Source organism: Mycobacterium sp. 1482292.6, assembly GCF_001672995.1.
Lineage (GTDB): Bacteria > Actinomycetota > Actinomycetes > Mycobacteriales > Mycobacteriaceae > Mycobacterium > Mycobacterium europaeum_A.
On record NZ_LZKV01000206.1, the window covers coordinates 1 to 23,295 of the forward strand.

The 23,295-nt window shown below is 66.8% G+C and carries 31 protein-coding genes and 3 tRNA genes; 24 read left to right on the forward strand and 10 right to left on the reverse strand.

Annotation, left to right across the window (positions count from 1 at the left end):
- Positions 1-270 precede the first annotated feature (270 nt).
- The 5 genes from A5624_RS20825 (at position 271) to A5624_RS20840 (ending at position 2,459) form a co-directional block, all read left to right on the forward strand.
- Positions 271-343: transfer RNA gene (locus tag A5624_RS20825), tRNA-Gly, on the forward strand.
- Positions 344-371: 28 nt separating this feature from the next.
- Positions 372-445, forward strand: a tRNA-Cys gene (locus tag A5624_RS20830).
- Between the two features lie 16 nt (positions 446-461).
- Positions 462-536, forward strand: a tRNA-Val gene (locus tag A5624_RS20835).
- A gap of 489 nt (positions 537-1,025) precedes the next feature.
- Positions 1,026-1,712, forward strand: a complete 687-nt coding sequence (locus A5624_RS27660) for a class I SAM-dependent methyltransferase (RefSeq protein ID WP_082972070.1) — start codon at positions 1,026-1,028, stop codon at positions 1,710-1,712.
- A 462-nt stretch (positions 1,713-2,174) separates the two neighbouring features.
- Complete coding sequence (locus A5624_RS20840; RefSeq protein WP_066870377.1) at positions 2,175-2,459, forward strand: hypothetical protein; 285 nt, start codon at positions 2,175-2,177, stop codon at positions 2,457-2,459.
- A gap of 58 nt (positions 2,460-2,517) precedes the next feature.
- Here A5624_RS20840 and A5624_RS20845 read toward each other — a convergent pair whose 3' ends face one another.
- Positions 2,518-2,976: a universal stress protein gene (locus A5624_RS20845; protein ID WP_066870379.1), complete on the reverse strand. Its 459-nt coding sequence runs from the start codon at positions 2,974-2,976 to the stop codon at positions 2,518-2,520.
- Between the two features lie 100 nt (positions 2,977-3,076).
- On the opposite strand from A5624_RS20845, the gene A5624_RS20850 reads away from it, so the two are divergent.
- Positions 3,077-3,376, forward strand: a complete 300-nt coding sequence (locus A5624_RS20850; protein ID WP_066870382.1) for a hypothetical protein — start codon at positions 3,077-3,079, stop codon at positions 3,374-3,376.
- Between the two features lie 140 nt (positions 3,377-3,516).
- Positions 3,517-4,038 carry a hypothetical protein gene (locus A5624_RS20855; protein ID WP_066870387.1) on the forward strand — a complete coding sequence of 174 codons (522 nt, stop codon included), beginning with the start codon at positions 3,517-3,519 and terminating at the stop codon, positions 4,036-4,038.
- 60 nt (positions 4,039-4,098) lie between these two features.
- Here the strand turns inward: A5624_RS20855 and A5624_RS20860 are convergent, their stop codons facing one another.
- The 3 genes from A5624_RS20860 to A5624_RS20870 form a co-directional block, all read right to left on the reverse strand.
- Positions 4,099-4,401, reverse strand: coding sequence for a hypothetical protein (locus A5624_RS20860; protein WP_082972069.1), 303 nt, complete (start codon positions 4,399-4,401; stop codon positions 4,099-4,101).
- Between the two features lie 291 nt (positions 4,402-4,692).
- Complete coding sequence (locus A5624_RS20865; RefSeq protein WP_066870393.1) at positions 4,693-5,199, reverse strand: hypothetical protein; 507 nt, start codon at positions 5,197-5,199, stop codon at positions 4,693-4,695.
- Between the two features lie 88 nt (positions 5,200-5,287).
- Positions 5,288-5,542, reverse strand: a complete 255-nt coding sequence (locus tag A5624_RS20870; RefSeq protein WP_067138514.1) for a hypothetical protein — start codon at positions 5,540-5,542, stop codon at positions 5,288-5,290.
- A 134-nt stretch (positions 5,543-5,676) separates the two neighbouring features.
- On the opposite strand from A5624_RS20870, the gene A5624_RS20875 reads away from it, so the two are divergent.
- The 3 genes from A5624_RS20875 (at position 5,677) to A5624_RS20885 (ending at position 6,754) form a co-directional block, all read left to right on the forward strand.
- Positions 5,677-5,895 (forward strand): hypothetical protein, encoded by a 219-nt coding sequence (locus A5624_RS20875; RefSeq protein WP_066870399.1) that lies wholly within the window; start codon positions 5,677-5,679, stop codon positions 5,893-5,895.
- Positions 5,896-5,914: 19 nt separating this feature from the next.
- Positions 5,915-6,289, forward strand: coding sequence for a DUF4189 domain-containing protein (locus A5624_RS20880; protein WP_066870455.1), 375 nt, complete (start codon positions 5,915-5,917; stop codon positions 6,287-6,289).
- A 99-nt stretch (positions 6,290-6,388) separates the two neighbouring features.
- A complete protein-coding gene (locus A5624_RS20885; RefSeq protein WP_066870402.1) occupies positions 6,389-6,754 on the forward strand; it encodes a DUF732 domain-containing protein in 366 nt (121 codons plus the stop codon).
- A gap of 34 nt (positions 6,755-6,788) precedes the next feature.
- On the opposite strand, the gene A5624_RS20890 is transcribed toward A5624_RS20885, so the two are convergent.
- Positions 6,789-7,139, reverse strand: coding sequence for a DUF732 domain-containing protein (locus tag A5624_RS20890; protein WP_082990623.1), 351 nt, complete (start codon positions 7,137-7,139; stop codon positions 6,789-6,791).
- Between the two features lie 137 nt (positions 7,140-7,276).
- Positions 7,277-7,894 (reverse strand): TetR family transcriptional regulator, encoded by a 618-nt coding sequence (locus A5624_RS20895; protein WP_066870404.1) that lies wholly within the window; start codon positions 7,892-7,894, stop codon positions 7,277-7,279.
- Between the two features lie 82 nt (positions 7,895-7,976).
- On the opposite strand from A5624_RS20895, the gene A5624_RS20900 reads away from it, so the two are divergent.
- From A5624_RS20900 to A5624_RS20925, 6 genes are all read left to right on the forward strand, one after another.
- The gene (locus A5624_RS20900; RefSeq protein WP_066870407.1) at positions 7,977-8,807 is read left to right on the forward strand and encodes a mycofactocin-coupled SDR family oxidoreductase; all 831 of its coding nucleotides are present in this window, start codon (positions 7,977-7,979) and stop codon (positions 8,805-8,807) included.
- 7 nt (positions 8,808-8,814) lie between these two features.
- The gene (locus tag A5624_RS20905) at positions 8,815-9,636 is read left to right on the forward strand and encodes a mycofactocin-coupled SDR family oxidoreductase (RefSeq protein ID WP_066870410.1); all 822 of its coding nucleotides are present in this window, start codon (positions 8,815-8,817) and stop codon (positions 9,634-9,636) included.
- Positions 9,637-9,673: 37 nt separating this feature from the next.
- Positions 9,674-10,450, forward strand: a complete 777-nt coding sequence (locus tag A5624_RS20910; RefSeq protein ID WP_066870461.1) for a carboxymuconolactone decarboxylase family protein — start codon at positions 9,674-9,676, stop codon at positions 10,448-10,450.
- A gap of 24 nt (positions 10,451-10,474) precedes the next feature.
- A complete protein-coding gene (locus tag A5624_RS20915) occupies positions 10,475-11,938 on the forward strand; it encodes an aldehyde dehydrogenase (protein WP_066870413.1) in 1,464 nt (487 codons plus the stop codon).
- 87 nt (positions 11,939-12,025) lie between these two features.
- Positions 12,026-12,238, forward strand: a complete 213-nt coding sequence (locus tag A5624_RS20920; RefSeq protein ID WP_066870416.1) for a hypothetical protein — start codon at positions 12,026-12,028, stop codon at positions 12,236-12,238.
- A 51-nt stretch (positions 12,239-12,289) separates the two neighbouring features.
- Complete coding sequence (locus A5624_RS20925; protein ID WP_066870419.1) at positions 12,290-13,210, forward strand: cation diffusion facilitator family transporter; 921 nt, start codon at positions 12,290-12,292, stop codon at positions 13,208-13,210.
- 12 nt (positions 13,211-13,222) lie between these two features.
- Here the strand turns inward: A5624_RS20925 and A5624_RS20930 are convergent, their stop codons facing one another.
- From A5624_RS20930 to A5624_RS20940, 3 genes are all read right to left on the reverse strand, one after another.
- A complete protein-coding gene (locus A5624_RS20930; protein WP_066870464.1) occupies positions 13,223-14,176 on the reverse strand; it encodes a cytochrome c oxidase assembly protein in 954 nt (317 codons plus the stop codon).
- A 30-nt stretch (positions 14,177-14,206) separates the two neighbouring features.
- Entirely contained in the window at positions 14,207-14,551 is a 345-nt protein-coding gene (locus A5624_RS20935) for a DUF732 domain-containing protein (protein ID WP_066870422.1), read from the reverse strand.
- A 306-nt stretch (positions 14,552-14,857) separates the two neighbouring features.
- Complete coding sequence (locus A5624_RS20940) at positions 14,858-15,205, reverse strand: DUF732 domain-containing protein (RefSeq protein WP_066870425.1); 348 nt, start codon at positions 15,203-15,205, stop codon at positions 14,858-14,860.
- Between the two features lie 153 nt (positions 15,206-15,358).
- Here A5624_RS20940 and A5624_RS20945 point away from each other — a divergent pair, with 153 nt between their 5' ends.
- From A5624_RS20945 to A5624_RS20955, 3 genes are all read left to right on the forward strand, one after another.
- On the forward strand, positions 15,359-16,105 hold the full coding sequence (locus A5624_RS20945) for a Clp protease N-terminal domain-containing protein (RefSeq protein ID WP_066870428.1): 747 nt from the start codon (positions 15,359-15,361) through the stop codon (positions 16,103-16,105).
- Positions 16,106-16,198: 93 nt separating this feature from the next.
- Complete coding sequence (locus tag A5624_RS20950; protein WP_232002297.1) at positions 16,199-16,729, forward strand: hypothetical protein; 531 nt, start codon at positions 16,199-16,201, stop codon at positions 16,727-16,729.
- Positions 16,717-17,232: an N-acetyltransferase gene (locus A5624_RS20955; RefSeq protein WP_066870435.1), complete on the forward strand. Its 516-nt coding sequence runs from the start codon at positions 16,717-16,719 to the stop codon at positions 17,230-17,232. Before A5624_RS20950 ends, A5624_RS20955 begins: the two co-directional genes overlap by 13 nt.
- On the opposite strand, the gene zapE is transcribed toward A5624_RS20955, so the two are convergent.
- Positions 17,210-18,331 carry a cell division protein ZapE gene (gene zapE, locus A5624_RS20960; RefSeq protein WP_156749109.1) on the reverse strand — a complete coding sequence of 374 codons (1,122 nt, stop codon included), beginning with the start codon at positions 18,329-18,331 and terminating at the stop codon, positions 17,210-17,212. The genes A5624_RS20955 and zapE overlap by 23 nt on opposite strands.
- On the opposite strand from zapE, the gene A5624_RS20965 reads away from it, so the two are divergent.
- The 5 genes from A5624_RS20965 to A5624_RS20985 all read left to right on the forward strand — a co-directional run.
- The gene (locus A5624_RS20965; protein WP_066870440.1) at positions 18,330-19,091 is read left to right on the forward strand and encodes a pyrimidine reductase family protein; all 762 of its coding nucleotides are present in this window, start codon (positions 18,330-18,332) and stop codon (positions 19,089-19,091) included. The genes zapE and A5624_RS20965 overlap by 2 nt on opposite strands.
- 14 nt (positions 19,092-19,105) lie before the next feature.
- Positions 19,106-20,671, forward strand: coding sequence for an alpha/beta hydrolase (locus tag A5624_RS20970; protein WP_066870443.1), 1,566 nt, complete (start codon positions 19,106-19,108; stop codon positions 20,669-20,671).
- A gap of 28 nt (positions 20,672-20,699) precedes the next feature.
- Positions 20,700-22,052, forward strand: a complete 1,353-nt coding sequence (gene aftC, locus A5624_RS20975) for an arabinofuranan 3-O-arabinosyltransferase (RefSeq protein ID WP_066870446.1) — start codon at positions 20,700-20,702, stop codon at positions 22,050-22,052.
- A gap of 9 nt (positions 22,053-22,061) precedes the next feature.
- A complete protein-coding gene (gene msrB, locus A5624_RS20980) occupies positions 22,062-22,484 on the forward strand; it encodes a peptide-methionine (R)-S-oxide reductase MsrB (protein ID WP_066870449.1) in 423 nt (140 codons plus the stop codon).
- A 123-nt stretch (positions 22,485-22,607) separates the two neighbouring features.
- Positions 22,608-23,295 (forward strand): hypothetical protein (locus A5624_RS20985; protein ID WP_066870452.1); only part of this gene is annotated, 688 nt, incomplete at its 3' end.

Here is a 23,295-nt window from a genome sequence, read left to right on the forward strand (position 1 = left end):
TCTGAACTGCACGAATGCTGGTGCGCGATACTGGGATTGAACCAGCGACCCTTCCGCGTGTGAAGCGCTCTCCCACTGAGCCACGGGACCGGCGCCGAGACGGCGAACGACGTCGAAGACTAGCACGCGCCGGCCCCGACAATACCGGCCGCATCGTGTGACGGGTCGACGCGATAGCCTAGACACGGCTCGTACCAAGAAATTTGTATGTGCCCGCTCACGTGGACTATCGTCGTGCTTCGCACCGGGCGACGATGTCGTCCGAGGCGCGCGGATGTAGCGCAGTTGGTAGCGCATCACCTTGCCAAGGTGAGGGTCGCGGGTTCGAATCCCGTCATCCGCTCGAAGGTGCAAGTGGCGTGGACCCCAACGGTGGAGTGGCCGAGTGGTGAGGCAACGGCCTGCAAAGCCGTGCACACGGGTTCGATTCCCGTCTCCACCTCCAAGCTTTTGGTTTCCCGGCGCGATTAGCTCAGCGGGAGAGCGCTTCCCTGACACGGAAGAGGTCACTGGTTCAATCCCAGTATCGCGCACCAGCATTCGTGCAGTTCAGATGTGATTTTGGGAATCTGAGCGGGCATCACGCCCGATACGTGCCCAACCGTTGGCAACTCCATTGCTTCGGGTGTTGCTTGCTGCACTGTCCGCCGGTGTGAAGCGCCCCTCAACGATCTATCTCGCCCGGCTAGCAGCTTCCAGGCGCTTGCGGCGGATGGCCGCGCGGCAGGCGTGGCTGCAGTGGCGTCCATCGGCACGGTGCGCAAGGAACGCTTGCGCAGTAGCCGCAAGGGCCGGGGCAGACGATTGGTTGCCAGGCCTCGGTGTGCTGAGGATAGCCCTGACCATGTCGGTCGCACCGACTCTCCCGAGGACGTAGCGCTGGCGCATCGCCGCGGGCGGACTAATTACTACAAGATAGAGGAGTCGTCAAGGGAATCCGAGAAACCCATATGAACCTCATCGCAAACATGGGACACTGTCCCAGTCAACCGTACGACGCACGGTGAACGGAGGTGCAGTCGGCAATGACGACCCCAGGACCCCTGCCCACGATCAGCGGGAAGTGGGTTCGGCTCTTCCGTTTCTTGTATGACCGCGTTATATCGAAGGTCTACAATATCATTCAATATCCGATGATTCCGCTGAAAAGCGCAGCGGTAAATGAGTTGGATCTTAAGCCTGGCGACCATGTGATCGTATTCTGCTGTGGGACCGGTCTCGAATTTTCCTTCATACAGTCGCGCATTGGCCCTGAAGGGGAGATCCTCGGCATCGACTGGTCAGATGGAATGTTGGAGCGGGCTCGCCACATGATCGCCGAAAAAGGTTGGACGAACGTCAAATTGGTCAAAGGCGACGTTACCGCTTTACCCTTAGGCGTCATTGACAAGGCGTCTTACGACGCGGGGATATGCACGTTAGGCCTGTCCATCATCAGTGACCCTGAAAAGGCATTCCAAGTACTCAAGAATGCTGTGAGAGCAGGAGGGAACATAGTAATCGGTGATGTCTGTTCGTTTTCCGGACTGAAATCAGTTCTGAATCCGATCCGTACCCTCGGAGACCTTCCAGCGGGCAACACGTACAGCAGCCTGGCGCACAGCCGCGTATTCGCTGAAAGTTTGCAATCGCGTTTGTTGGACGTACACGTTAAATGGCACCTTGGTGGGGGGTATTACATTGCGTCAGGCAGAGTTCCGGATCAGACATGAACGAAACACAACAGACCTCAGATACGTCCGCTCCTTAAGAAATCCATTCGTTTGTTGACGGCGGAGAATGGAGTGCACGGGCACCGACGAGCCTGGGCGGCCCCAAGATCATCCGGCTCCATGACGCAGCGTCAACGTCGTTGCGCAGCAAACGATCTCGATATTTCAGCCAGCCCCCGATATTCCGCGTTTCCCCGAAATCTCCGGGTTTTCCCTCGAATCTCTTCCGCCCTCCTGCCTCGGCGCGCCGCTGGCCCGGTTCGAGGCGTCGATCGCGTTGTCGGGGGTGACATCGCGCTTTCCGTGCGCACGTCTTGATGGCCCGGCGTTTTCCTTGCCCGCAGGGCCCGCCGCGCGGGGAGAAACGCGCGAACACTTCTGGGCGAAACTTTCGCCGCCTCAGCACAAGTGAAGTAGTGCACTACTCGTGCCCGCGCCCAAGATCGCGGACACGATCGAGCCATGAAAGACAACCTTGCACCGCCCAGCGGGGCGACCATGGTCGACGAATGGGACAACCTCGGACCGGCCTTCAGGGTGTTCGACGGCCCGGAGTGGAGCATCGACCACCCCGGCCACGGGCAACCGGCCGAGATCGTGGTCTCCGTCATCGGGCGGCAATACGTTGACGGGCACGCCGAGTGCCAGGTCGTCATCGACTGTCCCGACACCCCGATCATCGCGCCAGCCGCAGCCCGGCAGCTGGGCAGGGCGTTGATTGCCGCGGCGGACGCCGCGCACGGATGACTGTGTCCGCATGGCCGGCGCCGACCAGGGGGCGGCACCGACCGATTCTTGGCGACCCTCAGTCGCTGGTGTGCACGATCAAGACGTCGGTCTTGGCCCTGCGGGAAACGGCGGACGGGACCGAACCCAGCAGCCGCCCGGCGACGCTGCTCAGTCCGACATTCCCGACGACGAGCAGGTCGGCGTCGACCTCCTTAGCCAGGTCGACCAGCACGTTGATGGGGGCACCGACGACCGACTTCTCCTCCACGTCCTTGGCCCCGGCCTGGTGCGCGCGCTCCCTGGCGTCCCGCAGGATCCTGTAGTAGGGCGCCTCCCCCACCGTCCGGTAGTCCTGACCGTGGTCGCTACCCGGCGGGATGGCGTAGCGGCCGCGTTCCTCGGGAACGGGAAGATGTGCCGTCACAACGATCAATTTCGCGCCGTGATCCGCGGCGATCGCGGCCGCGCGCGCCACCGCGCGCAGCGACGAGTCCGAACCATCCGTGCCGACCACAACGGTCTGATAGGCGCTCATTCTCATGCAGTGTAAGGCCCACTGCGACCCGCGAGAGAGAAATCGGGCAGACCCCCAAATTCGTGGTTGTTAATCGCCGCGAACACGCAATAATGCCAGCATGCGTCTGATCTACGCCGCTGCGGCGGTCGGCATCGCTATTGCTGTGTCGATGGGGGCGCCGCCGGCTCACGCTGACTCCGGCGTCCCCGGTTACGTCCAGTGCGTGGGCGGCGATGCGAAGCCCCCACCACCGGGAGTAAGCGCCGAGACTTGGTTCCCCAGCCTGCACGTTATCGACAACGACATCGGCTCTGGCATTCCCTCCGAAGAAGTAGTTCGGCGGTTGATCAACATGGGGGTCAAGCCCGACGACGCCGCTACCCGAGTGCGGTGTTATCTGGCCAACCTGCCGCACTAAAGCGACTGCCCCTTCTTGAAATGGTTATGCGGCAACGCTTTTCACGCCTCTTGTTGTCGAAATGCGGGACGGGCGCCAGTACGAGCTCGCGGTCAAATCTGCGAATGCGTTATCTTCTGGCAGTGACCAGACCCGCTCACATGAGCGCACTCGCGGCGACGCTGGCGCTGACGGCCTATTTCACTGCGCCCCAGGGCACCGCCGACCCGACAACCCAACAGCCGCCGTTCCCGACGGGAAAATCCGGCACCAGCATCCACGTCACGGAGTACAGCACCGCAACCGCCGACGTCACGCTCAACAACGCGACGTGGATCTCGTCCGGCTGCTCCAGCGGCGGGGGCTGCACCGTCATCGAGGTAACCATCGAAGGCAAGTCCAACGCGCCGTTCAACTACAGCCAGTCCTCCCTGACCGCCTCCTCTTCCCCCTGGCGGCAGGACCCGAACCGCGATGTCGAGAGCGGCTCATCGCTCGTCGACTACCAGAAGATCAACAAGACGCCGCCGCTGCGCGCGGGCAGCGTCACCAACGGCCAGACCGCCCACGGATTCGTCGCCTACGACGGCAACGTCAAGCAGGGCGACGTTTACATCGAGTTCAACGATCCCAATGCTCCGGCGGCCCCGACCCCGTTGGCGGGCTGGAAAGTGCACACCTGAGCGGAGCCGTCACCGCCACGTCTTCGGGACCCTTGTCCCATAACAGGTTCGATCGCCTGACTAGCCGCCGGACGAAGACTTGGTGGGGTCCTCCGCCTCCGCCAACGCGACCGCGCTTTCCCGGTGATTGTTCGCTGCGGCCTGCCAATGCTCATCGGCCTTGTCCTGTAGTTGCTCAGGATCGCCGATTCCCTCCATGGCCGCGCGCTGCAGATTGTTTGCCGTCCGCTCATGCGCGCGTGCGGCTTCGTCGTGTCCGCGAGAGGCAGCCAGATGCGCTTTCTCGGCGCGCTCCATGGCGTCCTGCGCATACCGGCGCGCCCGGTCGACCGAATCCCCGGAAGAACCCTCGCCGGCGGCCAATTCGGCGCGCCGTTGCCGCAGCTGTTCAATCCGCTGTCCCGCCCTCGCTGCCCGCTCCCGCGGCTCGGGAATCCCTGCGTCTCGCCGTGCATCCATCAGCTGTTGATTCTCGTGGCACGCGACATGATTCGACTCCGTTATTTCGCGCGGAACTGGAAGCGCTGCCCGATGCCCTTGGCCATTCAACGTATCCATTTCGCGCGGTAGGTGTCGACGAATCCCGCCGATTTCACACCGCGATCCCGAGTTTCGAAACCGGTCGGCGCCACCGCCACCCTGAACCGAGGGCCGCTAGCTACCCACGCGCTCGGCGGTCATGTTCATGTCGATGGTCCCTTGGCACGCGCCGCTCAAGATGTCGGTGTGCATGACGCCGGCCAGCGTTCCGTCGGGTTGGGGCGTGTAGTGCACCTCGGCCCGGGCCGGATTCCACTGGATCGTGGTATCGGGCATCATGCAGTCCCACTGAAAGTCGTTGGCCTGCGACCACGACTTTCCATCCCAGGTGAACTGAACCGGCTGCGGCACCGTCGGGTTGGTGGGCGGCGGGCCGCTGACGATGGTGGCGACGCACTTGCCGTTCGTGCAGCTCGAACGGATACCGTAGGTCTCGGTGTGCTGCACCTCCGGGTCGCCGACGGCCATGCTGGTCCCGGCCTTCGGGCCGACCATGAACGTGATCGCGTACTGGCCATTCCAGGACGGATTGTCGGCGAAAGCCGTCGGGATAAACCACACGGAAATTGCGAACGGCACCGCCGATAAACCGACGACGGATTTCACACGGTGCGGCGTCATCGTTCCTCCTGCGGGTCCGTACTCAGTCAATAGTCGTATGCCGAGCCGTCGCCGACAAGATGCCGGCGATAACCCGAATTCCGGCGCCCTACCAGCCCCACTCGTCGTCGTCCAGAACATCAACGGTCAGGGCGTTGTCGGCGGGGCCCTTCGTCCCATAGGTAAAGGTCAGCAGGGTGCGGTCGTCGTCGAGGGGTTCGGTCGCGACGACGGTGGCGTGCCCGACCTTCATGCGGATCCGGTCGCCGGGCTTCAATTCGTCGACGCGTTTAAGCGTCACACCCGACCAATCGGTGAAGTGCTGGTGCTGCAGACACTTTGGCGATTCATCGCCCTCCTTCACGACCGAGTCTTCCGGCCTGAAAGCGCATTTGCGGACCGCCTGACCCCGCAATTTCGCGCGGCACAGCGGCGGGTTGCAATATACCCCGGTGTCGAATTGCGGTCCGGCGCCACGGCCGGAGCACAATGTGAGGCGTGAGTTGGACGAGGTATACCGGCAGAGCGCTCGCGGATATCACCCTGGACGGCGACGCGTTGCATGCCGAGCTCGAAGACTTTATCCGCGTGGACAATCCGCATCTGACCGATGTTCGCCTCGAGCGGGCCACGGCGACCGAGACGGACAGCGCCGGACCGTCCAAGCGGTGGTACGAAGTCACTTACCTGGCTGAAGACCCCGAAGGCAATTCGTAACATGCTCAGGAGCGCGCCGATGCGACCGGTCATTGCCGTCGTGGCTGCGGTCGGTTGCGCGATCGCCGCGCTGCCCGTGCCGATGGCCCGGGCCGACGACGGCTTCGTCGCCCTCGCCGTGTCGGTGGGGAGCGGACGAGCCGCCGGCTGGGGCACCGGGGCCAGTCAGGACCAGGCGAACCAAGTCGCGCTCGCGCACTGCACCGCCGAGGCCCGTGACGTCTGTGAAGTGGTGGCCGGCACCCGCAATGGCTGCGCATCGGTGGCGTTCGACCGCCTCTCCGGCCGGTTCCAGGGCGGTTCGGGGCCCGACGCCACCGCATCCACCGCCGACGCGCTGGCCAAGCTGGGTTCCCCCAACGGGCACATCAAGGCCACCCACTGCTCGTCCTGAAATCTGCCTCGCCGCGAGAAGTACACCGCGATGTCGACTATCGTTCATGGAAGTCGTCCTTGACTGCACGCCGACGGGTCCGCGCACTGAGGGGAGGCCATGACTGTGACGAAGACCGGGAAGTGGCCGGCGCTCTGCGCGGTTTTCCTGTCCGCTGCCTTGGCGTTCGCGGCGCCCGCCTCAGCGGATGACACCGACGACGCGTTCGTCGCGGGCCTCTCCAAGGGCGGAATCACCATGCCCGACAACGACGATGCGATTGCAAAGGCCCGCACGGTGTGCGCCAGCATCGCCACCAACCCGAACGCCTCGGTGTTGGCGATCCAGCTGGCCAGGCAAACGGACCTCTCGGTCAAGCAGTCCGCCTACTTCGTCGGCCTGTCGATAGCCACCTATTGTCCGCAGTACAAGGAGGACATCGACCCGTCGGTCACCTGGCTGCTGCCGGGCCCCCCGCTCATGTGAGCGCACCCTGCTGCGGTGCAAGGGATTTGGCCGTTCAGCAGTGGTCGGTCCAGCACCGCTGCAGGGGGCAGTACGTCGAATGCGCAAGGCTCACCATGGATCCGACGTCTCCGAAGGTGACATTCCTGGGGTCCAGGATCTGGTGGATGCTCTGGGAGATCTGCTCATAGGTCCAGCCCCAGCCGATGTCATCACAGATCAGGCGCCCCATCCCGGTAAGGGCGGCGTCGTGATCGGGCGGCCAACTGAAGCCGGCGGCACGCAGTTGCGACAGGTACGCGTCGTCGAGGGGATCGGCGGTGGCAACCGCGGCGCTGGTAATCAGAGCCGCGCCCAACATGACGGGGAGGGCCAACGCGGCCAGCCGGCGAGCTGAGGAGGACATCATGCGCTTCCTTTCTTCGGGGCGTTCACGATGCCGTCGACCCATAGCGGCACGAAGACGAAGAATAGGCACAATCGGGAAAAAGCGCCTTATGAACGGCTGAATAATCGGATTTTCAAGCCGTCACCGCAGTCGGCTCAGCCTCGCGCGGGCAGACCGCCCTCATACGCCGTGGTCAACCAGAACAGGGTGCGCTCGATACCCGGCACGATTTCGGTGACGTCGATCTCCCCCTGAGCGAATCGGGTGAGCAGCCCGTAGACGACGCCGGTGAGGATGAGCTCGAGATCTTTGGCGAATCCCGGCTCCGCTTGCGCCAGAACGGCTTTGGCGACGGGAACGACGGCGTCGACGCCACGCTGGATGAGCCGCTTTCCGCCGGGCCCCGACCGGGCCTGGAAGTAGGAGCGCAGCATCACCGGATGCCGTTCCCACGGCTCGAAGATGGTCCGCATCACGTGCATCAGGTCCACATAGATCGACTCACCGGGCAGATCGTCGATCAGCGACGGCAGGCGCGCATAGCGATTGGCGTCCATCCACCCGTCCAGGGCCGCGACGATCAGCTCGTCGCGCGTGCGATACCGCTTGTAGATGGTCGCCAGGGAAACCCGCGCCCGCCGGGCCACCTCGCGCAGCTGAACGGCCTCGTAGCCCTCGCTGTCGAGCATCTCGACCACGATGTCCAGGATCGGGTCGGTCCGCGGCCTGGACGCGCCGTTCTCGGCATCCACTGCCGCCCCTGTCGCCGTCATGAGTAACCATGTTACTGTGCGCAGGTGAGTAACGGCGTTACTCTGCCCTGATCTGGGCCGACGAACAGAGAGGACGCGCGCCGTGGGGTCTATAGATGGCAAGGTCGCCTTCATCACCGGGGTGGCGCGCGGCCAGGGTCGCAGCCACGCCGTGCGGCTCGCGCGCGAGGGCGCCAACATCATCGGCATCGACATCTGCGCCGACATTCCGGCCAACGGTTACCCGATGGCCTCCCACGAGGAGCTGGACGAGACCGTCGCGCTGGTCGAAGAAGCCGGCGGCAAGATGCTGGGCACGGTCGCCGACGTCCGCGACTTCGAGCAAGTCAAGGCCGCAATGGATGCCGGAGTCGAGCACTTCGGCCGCCTCGACATCGTGCTGGCCAATGCCGGGATCGCGCCGCTGGCGTTTCGCCAGTTGAGCATCGAGGAGGAGCTGGCGCAGTGGCGGGCGGTCACCGGCGTCAACCTCGACGGGGCCTATCACACGGCGTGGGCGGCCGTCCCGCACCTGTTGGCCGGCAACCGCGGCGGGGTCATCATCTTCACCAGCTCGACCGCCGGCATCAAGGGCTTCGGCGGCCTGCAGGGCGGCGGACTGGGCTACGCGGCGTCCAAACACGGGATCGTCGGGCTGATGCGCACCCTGGCCAATGCCCTTGCACCGCTGAGCATTCGGGTCAACACCGTGCACCCGACCGCAGTGAACACGATGATGGCCACCAACGACGACATGACCGAGTTCCTGGAGAGGAATCCCGGCGCGGGTCCCCATCTGCAAAACCCGATGCCCGTCGGCATGCTGGAACCCGAAGACGTCAGCGCCGCCATCGCCTACCTGGTCTCCGACGAGGCGAAGTACGTCACGGGCGTGACCTTCCCCGTCGACGCGGGCTTCTGCAATAAGGTTTGATACGCGGATGACGACGAACAACGCAGCCGGCCGGGTCGCGGGCAAACGGGTCTTGATCACCGGCGCCGCGCGCGGCATGGGACGCTCGCACGCGGTGCGGCTGGCCGAGGAAGGCGCCGACTGCGTCCTGGTGGACATCTGTTCCACCCCAGCGGGTTTGGAATACCCACTGGCCACCGAAGACGACCTGCACGAGACCGCGCAACTGGTGGAGAAACACGGCCGGCGTGCGATCACCAAAGTCGTCGACGTCCGCGACGAGACCGCCATGAAATCGGCGGTCGACGACGCCGCCGGCGAACTCGGCGGACTCGACGGCGCGGTCGCCAACGCCGGCGTGCTCACCGTCGGCACCTGGGACACCACCACCGCCGAGCAGTGGCGACTGGTCGTCGATATCAATCTCATCGGCGCCTGGAACACCTGCGCGGCCGCACTCCCCCACCTGGTCGCCCGGGGCGGCGGGAGCGTGGTCAACATCAGCTCGTCGGCCGGCATCAAGGGCACGCCGCTGCACGTGCCCTACACCGCCTCCAAGCACGGCATCGTCGGCATGACCCTGGCGCTGGCCAACGAGCTTGCCGCACAGAATATTCGGGTCAACACCGTGCACCCCACCGGGGTGGCCACCGGGATGGCGCCCCCGAGCATGCACACCCTGATCGCCGAGCAACGGCCCGACCTGGTGCCCATCTTCCTCAACGCGCTGCCCGCGCCGCTGATCGAAGCGTCCGACGTGAGCAACGCGGTGTTGTATCTGATCTCCGACGAATCCCGTTACGTCACAGGGCTGGAACTGAAGGTCGACGCCGGTGTCACCATCCGATAGGGCTCCGATGAACGACGGTGCGCGACGCGAACGCGGGATGCGTACCTTCGCCGAGGTGATGACGATCGACCCGCCCGACGCCGACAGCCCGTATGCGGGCGGATTGATCGACTTCGTCTTCGGCGAGGTCTGGTCGCGACCGGGCCTGTCCCGCCGCGATCGACGGTTCGTCACGCTGGCCTGCGTCGCGGCCGCCGACGCGCAGGCGCCGCTGGAGCAGCACGTCTACGCCGCACTCAACAGCGGCGACCTGACCATCACCGAAATGCGGGAGACCGTCCTGCATTTCGCGGTCTACGCGGGCTGGCCGAAGGCGTCCCGATTCAACATCGCCGTGGATGTGCAATGGGCCAAGATCGCCGGGGAGCGCGGCGAGGCGGCCCCTCCCCCGGAACCGCTGCTGCCGCTGGTCACCGCCAGCGACCCCGAGCAGCGACTGCGGGGCGGCGAAGAGTCGTTCAAGGAGATCAACTGCCTGCCCTTCGCGCCGATGCGGGACAACCCCTACTCGGGAGCGGGCATTCTGAATTTCGTCTTCGGCGAGATGTGGTTGCGGCCCGGCCTGGGCATGAAGGAACGCCGCCTGATCACCGTGGCCTGTGTCGCGTTCCAGGACGCCGAAATCCCGATCATGTCCCACGTGTACGCGGCGCTCAAGAGTGGCGACGTGTCCTTCGAGGAGATGGACGAACTGGCGCTGCAGTTCGCCGCCTACTACGGCTGCGCCAAGGCCGACTACCTCAACCAGGTGATCGCCGAACAGAAGCAGCGGGTGACGGCCGAAAACCAGGCCGATCACACCACCGTCGGCTGACAGCACACCGGAAGGCATCCCGCCATGACGGCCACCGCGACCTCACCGCCCCGCTCGGGCGCGTTACTCATTGGCACAGAACGCATTACCACCGCCTCGGGCGGCAGCTATGAGCACGCCTACCCCGGCACCGGCGCGCTCAACGCGACCATCCCGCTGGCCGGTCACGACGAGATCGACAGGGCCGTCGACAGCGCCTGGGACGCGCATCGCGAATGGGTCTCCTATCCCGTCGACCGCCGCCGCGACCTGCTGTTCGCGCTGGCCGACGTGGTGCGCGACCACTTCGCGGAGCTGACCGAGCTCAACGTGCACGATTACGGCGTCCCGGTGTCGGTCGCCGGCAACTCCGTACTGACCGAGCGGTTCCTGCGGTACTACGCCGGTTACGCCGACAAGACCCACGGCGCAAGCACTCCCGTGGCCGGTGCCTTCGACGTCAACCTCGTCGAACGCGAACCGTACGGCGTCGTCGGCGTCATCGCCCCCTGGAACGGGCCGCTGGTGGTGGCCGGCGCGGCCGTGGCGCCCGCACTGGCGGCGGGAAACGCGGTCGTCCTCAAGCCCTCCGAGCTGGCGTCGTTGGCGCCCTTGCGCTTTGGTGAACTCTGCCTCGAAGCGGGCCTGCCGCCGGGATTGGTCAACGTGTTGCCGGCCGGCCCCGCGGGCGGTGACGCGCTGGTGCGTCATCCCCGGATCGGCAAGATCCACTTCACCGGCGGCCAGGCCACCGCCCAGAAGGTGCTGCAGGCCGCGTCGCACCATCTCACCCCGGTCACAGCCGAATTGGGCGGCAAGTCAGCCTATCTCGTGTTCGCCGACGCCGACCTGGATACGGCCGCCGTCATCGCCGCCCATCAGGGGCCCATCACCCAGGCCGGCCAAAGTTGCGCCTGCGCCTCGCGCATTCTCGTCGAGGCGTCGGTGTACGCGAGCTTCGTGGACAAACTCGTGGCGACGGTGCGGGCCGCCAAGATCGGTGATCCGCTGCAACCCGACGTCATGCTCGGTCCCGTCATCACCGAAGCCGCCGCCGACCGCATCCTCGGCGTCATCGACCGGGCGGTCGGCGATAAGGCCGGTGAGCTGGTCACGGGCGGACGCAGGCTCGGTGGCGAGTTGGCGTCCGGTTATTTCATCGAGCCGACGATCTTCGCCAACGTCGACAATCGGTCGGCGCTGGCGCAGACCGAAACCTTCGGGCCGGTGGCGTCCGTCATCCCCTTCGCCGATGAGGCCGAGGCGGTCAGGATCGCCAACGATTCACGCTACGGCCTCAATGCCTTCGTGGCGACGTCCAACCTGGAACGTGCACATCGGGTTGCGCGTCAGCTGCAGGCGGGTTCGGTGTGGGTGAACCGGCACAGCGACATCGAGCCGCAGGGCCCCTACGGCGGCTACAAGCAGAGCGGGTTCGGCCGCACCGGCGGCGTCGAAGGCCTGTATGAGTTTTTGCAGGTGAAGAACATTCGCATCGGCATGAGCTGACACCGCTAGTTTCGGCCCCGACGGCATTTGCTGTCGTGAAATATTATGCAAATCAAGTATTTCCGCTAGAGGGGTAGAGTCGCGGGCATGAGTTTGGTCGAGTGGCTGAGGACGCCGCGCTACTTGCGGACGCGTTTCATGATGGAAACGCGTCCGCTGAACCGCCTGGAGATGGAGATCGTGTTCCTCGAGGTCGCCGCCCGTGACGCGTTGGTACGCCTGCCCGTGGCGTTCATGATCCTGCCCAAGGCCCCCCGGCCCTGGCGCGATGGCCCGTCCACCCCGGAACAGGGCAAGTAGAGGTTCCACGCGGGACTTGGGAGCCGCGACCGAGTCGGGCATGCTGACGGTATGCACGTGAGCAGCGGAGTACGCGACCCGGCGGCCAGTTTCCCCCTCGACACCGCGGCGGACGACGCCGGCGAGCGCCGGCAGGCCAACCGCGCCGTCGCCGTCAGCGCCGTCGGGCTGGCGCTGACCGGCCTGGTCGAATTGGTGATCGCGCTGGTGTCCGGTTCGGTGGCGTTGCTGGGCGATGCGCTGCACAACCTGTCGGACGTGTCCACCAGCGCCCTGGTGTTCATCGGCTTCCGCGCGTCGCGCAAGCTGCCCACCGAGCGGTATCCCTACGGCTACGAACGCGCCGAAGATCTCGCCGGTATCGGTGTGGCCGTGGTGATTTGGGGCAGCGCCGTGGTCGCCGGTTTCGAGAGCGTCACCAAGTTGCTCCGCCACGGCGGCACCGGCTACGTGAGCTGGGGCATCGGCGCGGCCGTCGTGGGCGTAATCGGCAATCAGCTGGTGGCCCGCTACAAACTGGTGGTGGGCAGGCGAATTCGGTCGGCGACCATGGTGGCCGACGCCAAGCATTCGTGGCTGGACGCGCTGTCGTCGGGCGGCGCGGTGCTCGGGCTGATCGGCGTGGCACTGGGGTGGGGCTGGGCCGACGCCGTCGCGGGGATCGTGGTCACCGGGTTCATCTGCCACGTCGGCTGGGAGGTGACCGCCGACATCGCCCATCGCCTGCTCGACGGCGTCGACCCCGACATCATCACCACCGCCGAGGCCGTAGCCGCGTCGGTCCCCGGTGTGACGCACGCGCACGCCCGGGCCAGATGGACCGGGCGGACCCTGCGCGTCGAGGTGGAGGGGTTCTTGAACGCCGACACCCCGCTGGCGGCCGCCGACCAGATCGGCCGCAGCGTCGCCGCGGCGCTGACGCCACGGATCCCGGAGATGCAGAGCTTCACGTGGACGGCCCGCGCCGCCTGAGGTGACCCGGCCTCAGCGGCGGAATCGCTCCCGCAGCTGCGGGTCGTTCTCCCACCAGAGTCCCGACGACGCCGGGATTTGACCCTCGGCGTCCTGCGTCTTGGGGGCCGCCTCGGCCTCGTCCAACTCGGCGTCGACCGCCACCGCATGCGCCTGCTCGTCGCGCGACAGCGCGCGCATCAGCAGCAGCACGAACGGCCACCCGACCAGATCGCCGAGGATCCACAACACGCCGGCCCCGATCGTCTGGTCGAGCCGCGGGTCGGGTCCCCAATTCCGTTGCAGCCCGGCGTAGTACGTCGCGCCGATCAACGATCCCTGCCAGATGACCAATCCCAGGACGCCATCGCCGAGCGCCTCGGCGACGGTGATCAGCAGCGAGATCGACTGCGGGTACCTGCGGGGTACCGGGTCTTCCTGCAGCCGGGCGTAGAAGTAACCGAATCCCAGCACCACCAACAGGATCCGCGTCGGCGCGCCGACCCACTCGGTCCGCAGGGCCGCGGTGTACCAGGGCGTCAGATAGAGCAACCACGGCGTGGCGAGCATCGCGACCGACGTGGTCGCGGGATGGACGAGCACGCGGGCGAACCCGGTGGCCAACAACCGGTCGATGCGGTCGCGGCCGGACGGCCCCACGGCATCGCGAAAGACGGTGACCGGCTTGGCCTGCGCCATGAAGAACGGCACGACGTACAGCAGCAGCAACACCTGCAGCGCACGCACCCAGAACAGGACGTGGGCGTAGGCCCCGATCGCGCTGATCGTGGCCAGCGCCCACGCGAGCAGGCCCAGCCCGGAGCACGCGGCGTTCGTCGGGCCGACCGCACCCTGGGCGGCTCGGGCGCGCCGGTAGCACCACCCGTAGCCGGCGGCGAACACCGCCACGACGATCACCGCGACCGGGTCGAAATGCCAGGTCTGGACGGCCGCGTCCCACGTCAGCGGTGCGGGATCGACGCGCACGAACACCAGCCTATTGCGGCCGGGAAGGGCTCAGTTGCCGACTGCGCCCTCCGGCTTCGGACCGCGGTCCTCGCCGGTGATGTATTTCGGGCAGTAGTGCGCGGCCGCCAGATAGGTGAACTTGGCCGCGGCGGCGCCCTGGAAAGCGGGATTCTGATTGCGCAGGTCGGTCACGATCTTCGCGTCGGACTGGCCGTCGTCGAGCAGTTCGCACACCGACTTGCCGATGGTGATCGCGTTGCCGGCGTCCTGGTAGGTGAGGCCGGCGTCGCGGAGGTCCTTGAGGAAGTCCTGATCGTTGTCGATATCCGCATGCGCCGGCGCGGCCAGGACGAGCATGGCGGCAAGGCTGGTCAGCCCCAGGAGAAGTCGCATAACGCTGTGATTGTCGCAAACCCGCGGACGATTGGCATCTCGTCGGGCGAACGGGAGGTGAACTGTCACGGTTCCGCCTCGCCTGGATGCCAGCCGTTGCGCACCGAGAAATGGCCCCCAATTCACCGGCTCAGCAAACCCACGGAAATGTGCCGTGCAATTGGTCGACGCAATCGCTTTCGCCCCCGACCGCGTGCGGCACATTAACGCGGAAATGTTGACAACAGGTTTCGTTTACAATGCGGCGAGCGCGCAATTGTAAAATTCGGATTACCTGCCCGCGCATGCCTGCCGTCGGGTGGTCCGCTAAGACGAGGAGCTGGTGGCCGTCACGCTGGGCGCGGGCGAGCTCTTGTTCGAAATCACATATGGGCAATAGGCATTGACTGCTATGGCAGCGAACTTGTTGGCCTTGTCATCGCTCAGGTCGGAGTTCTTGGATTCCAGCGTCGAGACGACGTCGGACATCCCGGTACCGTTCACGAGCGTCTTACACACCCAATGGCCCGCGCCGACCACCGTATCGCTGTCGGAATAGGTGATTCCCGCGGAGTCGAGAGACGCGACGAATGCATCGTCGGTGTCGTCGGCGTGCGCGGGCACTGCCATGCCGATTACTGCGGCAAAGCTCGCCGCAACAAGAAGAAGTTTCATATACCACAGATTGGCAGAGAAGCGAACGCTCCGCATCTCCTGTGGCAAAACCTTGCCGCTTTCCTACCGGAGCCGCCCTCTGGGGTGGCAACCCCCGGCCGTGTCGTCAACCGCTGGTTGACACTTCTCGGCCGTCAACCTACCGTTGACGATATGTCCGATCCTGTCCGCATCTCCTACCCGATCCGCCTCGACGAGCTGATCGACGCCATCAAGTCGACGCGCTCCGACGTGCTGGATCAGCTGGCCGACGCCGTCCTGGCCGCCGAACACATGGGCGAGATCGCCGACCATTTGATCGGTCACTTCGTGGACCAGGCCCGCCGCTCTGGGGCGTCCTGGACCGACATCGGCAAGAGCATGGGCGTCACCAAGCAGGCCGCCCAGAAGCGCTTCGTCCCGCGCGCCGAGCCCGCCACCCTCGACCTCGACCAGGGGTTCGCGCGCTTCACCCCGCGGGCGCGGGGCGCGGTGGTGGCGGCCCAGAACGCCGCGCACGACGCCGGCAACAGCGAGATCACCCCGGATCACCTGTTGCTCGGCGTGCTCGGCGACGCGGCCGCACTGGCGACCGTGTTGCTGCGCCTGCAGAATGCCGACACCGAGGCGCTGCGCGCCGCCGCGACGGAGGCGATCGCCGCGCTGCGCGTGGATGCCCAACCGCCGCAACTCATTCCGTTCAGCGGGCCGGCGCGCAAGGCGCTCGAGCTGAGCGTGCGCGAGGCGCTGCGGCTCGGCCACAACTACGTCGGCACCGAGCACCAGCTGCTGGCGCTGCTGGAGCTGGAAGCCGGCGCATCGGCCCAGGGGCCGCTGCACCGCTGCGGTGTCGACAAGGACCGGGTCGAGGCGGATCTGGTCAAGGCGCTGCAATCCCTGGCCGGCGACAAGGACGGTTGAGCGGTGCGGTCGACCCCTCCCTTCGGCGTCCCCGCGTGTGCGATCATGCGTGGGTCCCCTGCAACGGCGCCAAGGAGGCACGACATGGCGAAGATGCACCGCTGGCTGATGGTCGCCGCCGCCTTGCTGATCGCGGTCGCCGGCGTCACCGCCGTCGGCGTCGGCGCGGTTCCGTTGCCCCGGGCATGGGCCGGTGACGCGCCGATCGGCCACATCGGTGACACGCTGCGGGTGGACGGCGACACGTTCATCGCCGACGTCACCGTGAGCGGCGTGGCGCCGTGCGACCCGCCGCCCGGATTCGGCTACACGCGCGAAGGCACCTACAAAGGCTTCCCGGGCAGCACCGTCGAGCGCGCCGACGTGACCATCCGCGCGATCCGGGTGCCCAACCCTTACGTCATGGCGACCGTGCTGAGCTTCAACGGGGTGACCCCGAACGCCGACGCCTACAAGCCGCGGGCCTCCGATGCGCCCGACGCGCTGGACAACGTGCTCGTCAACGCGCCCAACGGGGCGATCGTGCGCGGCGGCGTGTACTGGGACGCCTACCGCGACCCCGTCACCACCGTCGTGCTGCTGGACAAGAAGACGGGTTATCACCTCGCGCAGTGGAACCTCTGACCGCAACGTTCCAGACCGCGCCGGCGAGTTCCGGCGACGCCGTAGAGCTGGCCGCCGTTGCGGCCCTTACCTTTCCGTTGGCGTGCCCACCCTCGGTGACCGCCGAGAACATCGCCGCGTTCGTCGGCGCCAACCTGTCGGCGGCCCGCTTCGCCGAGTACCTGAGCGATCCGGACCGCGCCGTCATCACAGCGCGCCAGGACGGCCGAATTGTCGGCTACGCCATGCTGATTCGCGGCGACTCCGACGACTCCGCCGAGCTGTCCAAGATGTATGTCCTGCCCGAGCGCCACTCCAGCGGGGCCGCGGCGGCGCTGATGGCACGCACGCTGGCGGTCGCGGCCGACTGGGGCGTGCGCCGGGTGTGGCTGGGCGTGAACCGGGCAAACGAACGCGCACAACGCTTTTACCGCAAGAGCGGATTCACCATCCACGGCACTCGCACGTTTCGGCTGGGCGCCGGCGTCGAGAACGACTACGTCATGACCCGCGAGCTGGATTAGCCGCCGCGGTCAGCGCCAAGAGCCGGGAAGTGGCCCGCAAATATTTCTTTCGGTATCCCCCCGCCAGCATCTCCTCGCTGAAGATGGTGTCCAGCTTGGTCCCCGAGGCCACCACGGGAATGCCCGCGTCATAGAGCCGGTCGGTGAGCGACACCAGCCGCAGCGCGACGTTCTGGTCGTCGATGCCGTGCACGCCGGTCACGAACACCGCGCTGACGCCCTCGATCAGCGCCAGGTAGCGCGACGGGTGCATGGTGGCCAGGTGCGCGCACAGCGCATCGAAGTCGTCGAGCGTCGCGCCGTCGACCTGCGCGGCGCGCGCGGCCACCTCGCCGTCGGACAGCGGCTGCGGCGCCGGCGGCAGGCCGCGGTGCCGGTAGTCGGGCCCCTCGATCCGCACGGTCGTGAAAATGCTTGCCAGCGTGTTGATTTCGCGCAGAAAATCCTGAGCGGCGAAGCGGCCCGCACCGAGCTGCTCGGGCAGCGTGTTGGAGGTGGCCGCCACCGAGACCCCACGCTCGACCAGCGAGGAGAGCAGCCGCGAGATCAGCGTGGTGTTGCCCGGATCGTCGAGTTCGAATTCGTCGATGCAGACCGCCGTGTAGCCGGCCAGCAGGTCGACGCACTCGGCGAAGCCGAACACCCCGGCCAACTGGGTCAGCTCCCCGAACGTCGCAAACGCCTTGGGGGCTTGGCCATCCGGCGACGCACCCGGCCCGTCACCGGGGAGCTCGTAGTAGGCCGACGCCAGCAGGTGCGTCTTGCCCACGCCGAACCCGCCGTCCAGGTACAACCCGACACCGGGCAGGGTTTCGCGCCGCCCCAACAGCTTTCGGCGACCGGCGCGACGCTCGACGGCCTGGCGACAGAAGTCGCGGCAGGCCACCACCGCGGCGGCCTGCGTCGGCTCCGCCGGATCGGGCCGATATGTCGCGAAGCTCACGTCGGCGAACGTCGGGGGCGGCCTCAATTGGGCGATCAGCCGCTCCGGCGACACCGTCGGATGCCGATCCACCAGGTGAGCCACGCCGCCCGCGACGCCCGCGGAGGTGGACCCGTGCATGCAGGCACTGTAGCGGCGTGCTGCAATCAGACCCATGCCCGACTCTGGCGCCGCGCTGTCGCTGCTCGGGTCGGTGCGCGGCCTCGACGAGGGCGACCTCCCCGGACTCTATGGCTATCCCGCACACGACGGGACGTGGGTGCGGGCGAACTTCATCGCCAGCGTCGACGGCGGGGCCACCTCCGGTGGCAGCAGCGGCGCCATGGGCGGCCCGGGCGACCGGTTGATCTTCAACCTGTTGCGTGAACTCGCCGACGTCATCGTGGTCGGTGCGGGCACCGTGCGGATCGAGGGTTACTCCGGGGCGCAGCTGTCCGTAGCCCAGCGTCAGCACCGGCAGGCCCGCGGGCAAAGCGAGGTCCCCCAGCTGGCGATCGTGACCGGATCGGGCCACCTCAACCGGGACATGGCGGTGTTCACCCGCACCGAGGTGCAGCCGCTGGTGCTCACCTGCACCGCGGCGGTCGAGCAGACACGCCGGGCGCTCAGCGGCCTGTGCGAGGTGCTCGACTGCTCGGGCCACGATCCCGAGAAGGTGGACGAGGCCGCCCTGTTGGCTGCCCTCGGCGCGCGCGGCATGCGCCGCGTCCTCACCGAGGGCGGGCCGACGCTGCTGGACTCGCTGATCCGGCGCGACCTGCTCGACGAGCTGTGCCTGACGATCGCGCCCTGCCTCGTCGGCGGCCAGGCACGACGCATCGCCGCCGGCTCGGGGCAGCTGCTCACCCGGATGCGATGTGCCCACGTCCTGACCGACGACGCCGGCTACCTTTACACCCGCTACGTCAAGGCCTAGCTACTGTGGTCGGCATGAGTCGGCCGTACACGTGCGCCACGATCCTGGTTGCGGTGACCGCGTTGCTGGCCGGCTGCGTCCCGGGGCTGGCCGCCGACCCGCGGTTCGCCACCAATTCCGGTGCGCGACCCCAGGGAGCGGCGACCTCCAAGCCGCCGCCCAGCGGGCCGCCGCCGATTGCGGCACCCAAGAACGACCTGGCGTGGCACGACTGCACCTCGCGGGTGTTCGCCGACGCGGCCGTTCCCGCCGCCGCCGGTGTCCAGTTGGACTGCGCGACCTACGACGCCGACCTGGACCCGGTCAACGGCGGGGGCGGCACACTGAGCATCGGTGTGGTGCGCGCCCGCTCCAGCCAGACACCCCAGGACGCCGGCCCGCTGGTCTTCACCACCGGCTCCGATCTGCCGTCCTCGGCGCAGTTGCCGGTCTGGTTGTCCCGGTCGGGCGCCGACGTGCTGGCCAGCCACCCCATCGTCTCCGTCGACCGCCGCGGTATCGGCATGTCGAGTCCCATCGACTGCCGGGACAAGTTCGACCGCCAACAGATGCGCGACCAGTCGCAGTTCCAGACCGGCGACGACCCGGTGGCCAACCTGTCCGAGGTGTCCAACACCGCCACCACCAACTGCGGCGACGCCGTCGGCATCGGGCCGAACGCCTCCTCGTACGACAACGCGCACGCCGCCTCGGACATCGAGCGGCTGCGCGCCCTGTGGGACGTGCCCGCCCTGGCGCTGGTCGGCATCGGCAACGGCGCGCAGGTGGCGCTGGCCTACGCCGGATCGCGGCCGGACAAGGTGGCCCGGCTGATCCTCGACTCACCGGTTGCGTTGGGCACCAACGCCGAAGCCTCCGCCGAGCAACAGGTCAAGGGACAGCAGGCCGCGCTCGACGCGTTCGCCGCCCAGTGCATCGCGGTGAGCTGCGCGCTGGGCGCGGACCCCAAGGGCGCCGTCAGCGCCCTGCTGGCCGACGCCCGCGCCGGTCATGGCCCCGGCGGCGCGTCGGTGGCACAGGTGGCCAACGCCATCACCGTCGCACTCGGTTATCCCTCCGACGGCCGCGTCAACGCCACCACCAACCTGGCCAACGCGCTGGCCGGCGCGCGCTCCGGCGACACCAACGCGCTGAACAATCTGATCAACCACGCCAACGCCGTCCAGGACTCCGACGGCCAGTTCGTCAACGTGTGCAGCGACGCGGTCAACCGCCCCACCCCGGACCGGGTGCGCGAACTCGTCGTCGCCTGGGGCAAGCTCTACCCCGAATTCGGCACCGTCGCCGCGCTCAACATGGTCAAGTGCGTGCACTGGCCCACCGGCTCCCCGCCGCCCACGCCGAAGACCCTCAAGGTCGACGTGCTGCTGCTCGGCGTGCAGAACGACCCGATCGTCGGCACCGACGGCGTCGCGGCCACCGCGGCCAGCATCATCAACGCCAACGCCGCCAGCAAGCGGGTGATGTGGCAGGGCATCGGGCACGGCGCCAGCATCTTCTCCGGCTGCGCGGTGCCGCCGCTGATCGGCTACCTCAACAGCGGCAAATTGCCCAACACCGACACCTACTGCCCGGCCTGACGCTGCTTTCCGGCGCCCGCGGGCGCCGGTGTACGGTGCGCTGGTGACGGCAGCTGAATCGACCCGAACCGGCCTGCGTGACCGGACCCTGGCCGCCTTTGGTCCCCGCACCGGCGCACCGAGCGTCGCGGCCGTGCTGCGGATGGCGTTGTGGCCGCTGGCCATCCTCTCGGTCCTGCACCGCAGCATCGTGCTCACCCTCAACGGGAACATCACCGACGACTTCAAACCCGTCTACCGCGCGGTCCTGAACTTCCGGCACGGCTGGGACATCTACAACGAGCACTTCGACTACGTCGACCCGCACTACCTGTACCCGCCGGGCGGCACGCTGCTGATGGCCCCGTTCGGGTACCTGCCGTTCACGCCGTCGCGGTTCCTGTTCATCGGAATCAACACCGTCGCGATTCTGATCGCCTGGTACCTGCTGCTGCGGATGTTCAAGTTCACGCTGGCCTCGGTGGCCGCGCCCGCCCTGCTGCTGGCGATGTTCTGCACCGAAAGCGTGACCAGCACGCTGGTGTTCACCAACATCAACGGCTGCGTGCTGCTGGCCGAGCTGCTGTTCCTGCGCTGGCTGTTGGACGGGCGGATCAGCCGGCAGTGGTGGGCCGGCATCGCGATCGGGCTGACGCTCACGCTCAAACCCGTGCTGGGACCGCTGCTGTTGCTGCCGCTGCTGAACCGCCAGTGGCGAACGCTGGTCCCCGCGATCGTCGTGCCCGTGGTGATCAACATCGTCGCCTGGCCGCTGGTCAGCGATCCGATGGACTTCGTCACCAAGACGCTGCCCTACATTGGGGGCACCCGGGACTACTTCAACAGCTCCATCGAGGGCAACGGCGTCTACTTCGGCCTGCCCACCTGGCTGATCGTGTTCCTGCGAATCCTGTTCGTGCTGATCACGATCGGCGCGCTGTGGCTGCTGTACCGCTACTACCGCACCCGCGACCCGCTGTTCTGGTTCACCAGCTCCTCGGGCGTGCTGCTGCTCTGTTCCTGGCTGGTGCTCCCGTTGGCCCAGGGCTACTACTCGATGATGCTGTTCCCGTTCTTGATGACGGTGGTGCTGCGCAACTCGCTGATCCGCAATTGGCCGGCGTGGCTGGGGATCTACGGATTCATGACGCTGGACGACTGGTTGATCTACCGGGCGATGAGGTACGGCCGCGCACTGCATTACCTCAAGATCACCTACGGTTGGTCGCTGCTGCTGATCGTCGCCTTCACCGTGCTGCTCTACCGGTACCTGGACGCCAAGGCCGAAAACCGGCTGGACGAGGGCATCGATCCGGCGTGGCTGACAGACGAGCGCGAGCGAGACGCGCTGACCGCAAGCGCGGCGGAGCCGGGCACAGCGGGTCAGCGCCTCGCGCGCTAGCGTGGAGGCATGACCTCTCCCGACGTGTCGCCGCCCAAGGTGCAGCTGACCGATGACGAATGGCGCAAGAAACTTTCCCCGGAAGAGTTCTATGTGCTGCGCCAGGCCGGCACCGAGCGGCCCTTCACCGGTGAATACACCGACACCAAAACCGAAGGCGTATACCAGTGCCGGGCCTGCGGTGCCGAATTGTTCCGCAGCACAGAGAAATTCGAGTCGCACTGCGGCTGGCCGTCGTTTTTCGACCCGGCGAAGTCCGACGCGGTGATTCTGCGGCCCGACCATTCGATGGGCACCACACGCACCGAGGTGCTGTGCGCCAACTGCCACAGCCACCTGGGCCACGTGTTCGCCGGCGAGGGCTACCCGACGCCGACGGATCAGCGCTACTGCATCAACTCGGTGTGCCTCCGGCTGGTGCCGGCGGGCTAGCTTCCCGCGGGTTCGCTGCGCAGGTGCCGCGACACTTAAACGGTTGCGACGACGCGCCGCGGCGGATCGCAACCATTTAAGTTTCGCGGGACCTCATCGACACGTCGTGACGTCTTTGACGTTGTGGACGACGTATTCGTGGGCAGCGAGGCAGTGCGACTCGGGCTGGTGAGCCCGTATCAGCTGCGGACGAGCTTCCGCGCGATTTATCCGGACATCTATCTGTCGGATGCCGCGACACTGTCGCTGAGAACGCGGTCGACCGGGGCGTTTCTGTGGTCGCGACGGCGCGGCGTGCTGGCCGGACTCGCCGCGGCGGCGCTGCACGGGTCGCAGTGGATCGACGACGACGAGCCCATCGAGTTGGTCTGGCGCAACCCGCATCCGCCTCGCGGTTTAATCACCCGAAATGAGCGCATCCAGCCGGACGAAGTCACCCGGGTCAGCGGTCTGCCGGTGACCACTCTTGCCAGGACCGCGTTCGACCTTGCCCGGCACGCGCCCATCGGTGAGGCGGTGGCCCGGATCGATGCGTTGATGCGTGCGACACCGTTCTCGCGCGAGGATGTGCTGTTGCTGGCCAAGCGATACTGCGGTGCGCGCGGCCTGCGTCGGGTGCGGTCAGCGCTCCCATTGATCGATCCCGGCGCCGCGTCGCCCAAGGAAACCTGGCTGCGTCTGCTTTTGATCGACGCCGGCCTGCCCGTCCCGACCACGCAGATACCGGTGCACCAAAACTGGCGACTCATCGCGTGTCTCGACATGGGCTGGGAAGAGTACAGGGTGGCCGCAGAGTACGACGGCGATCACC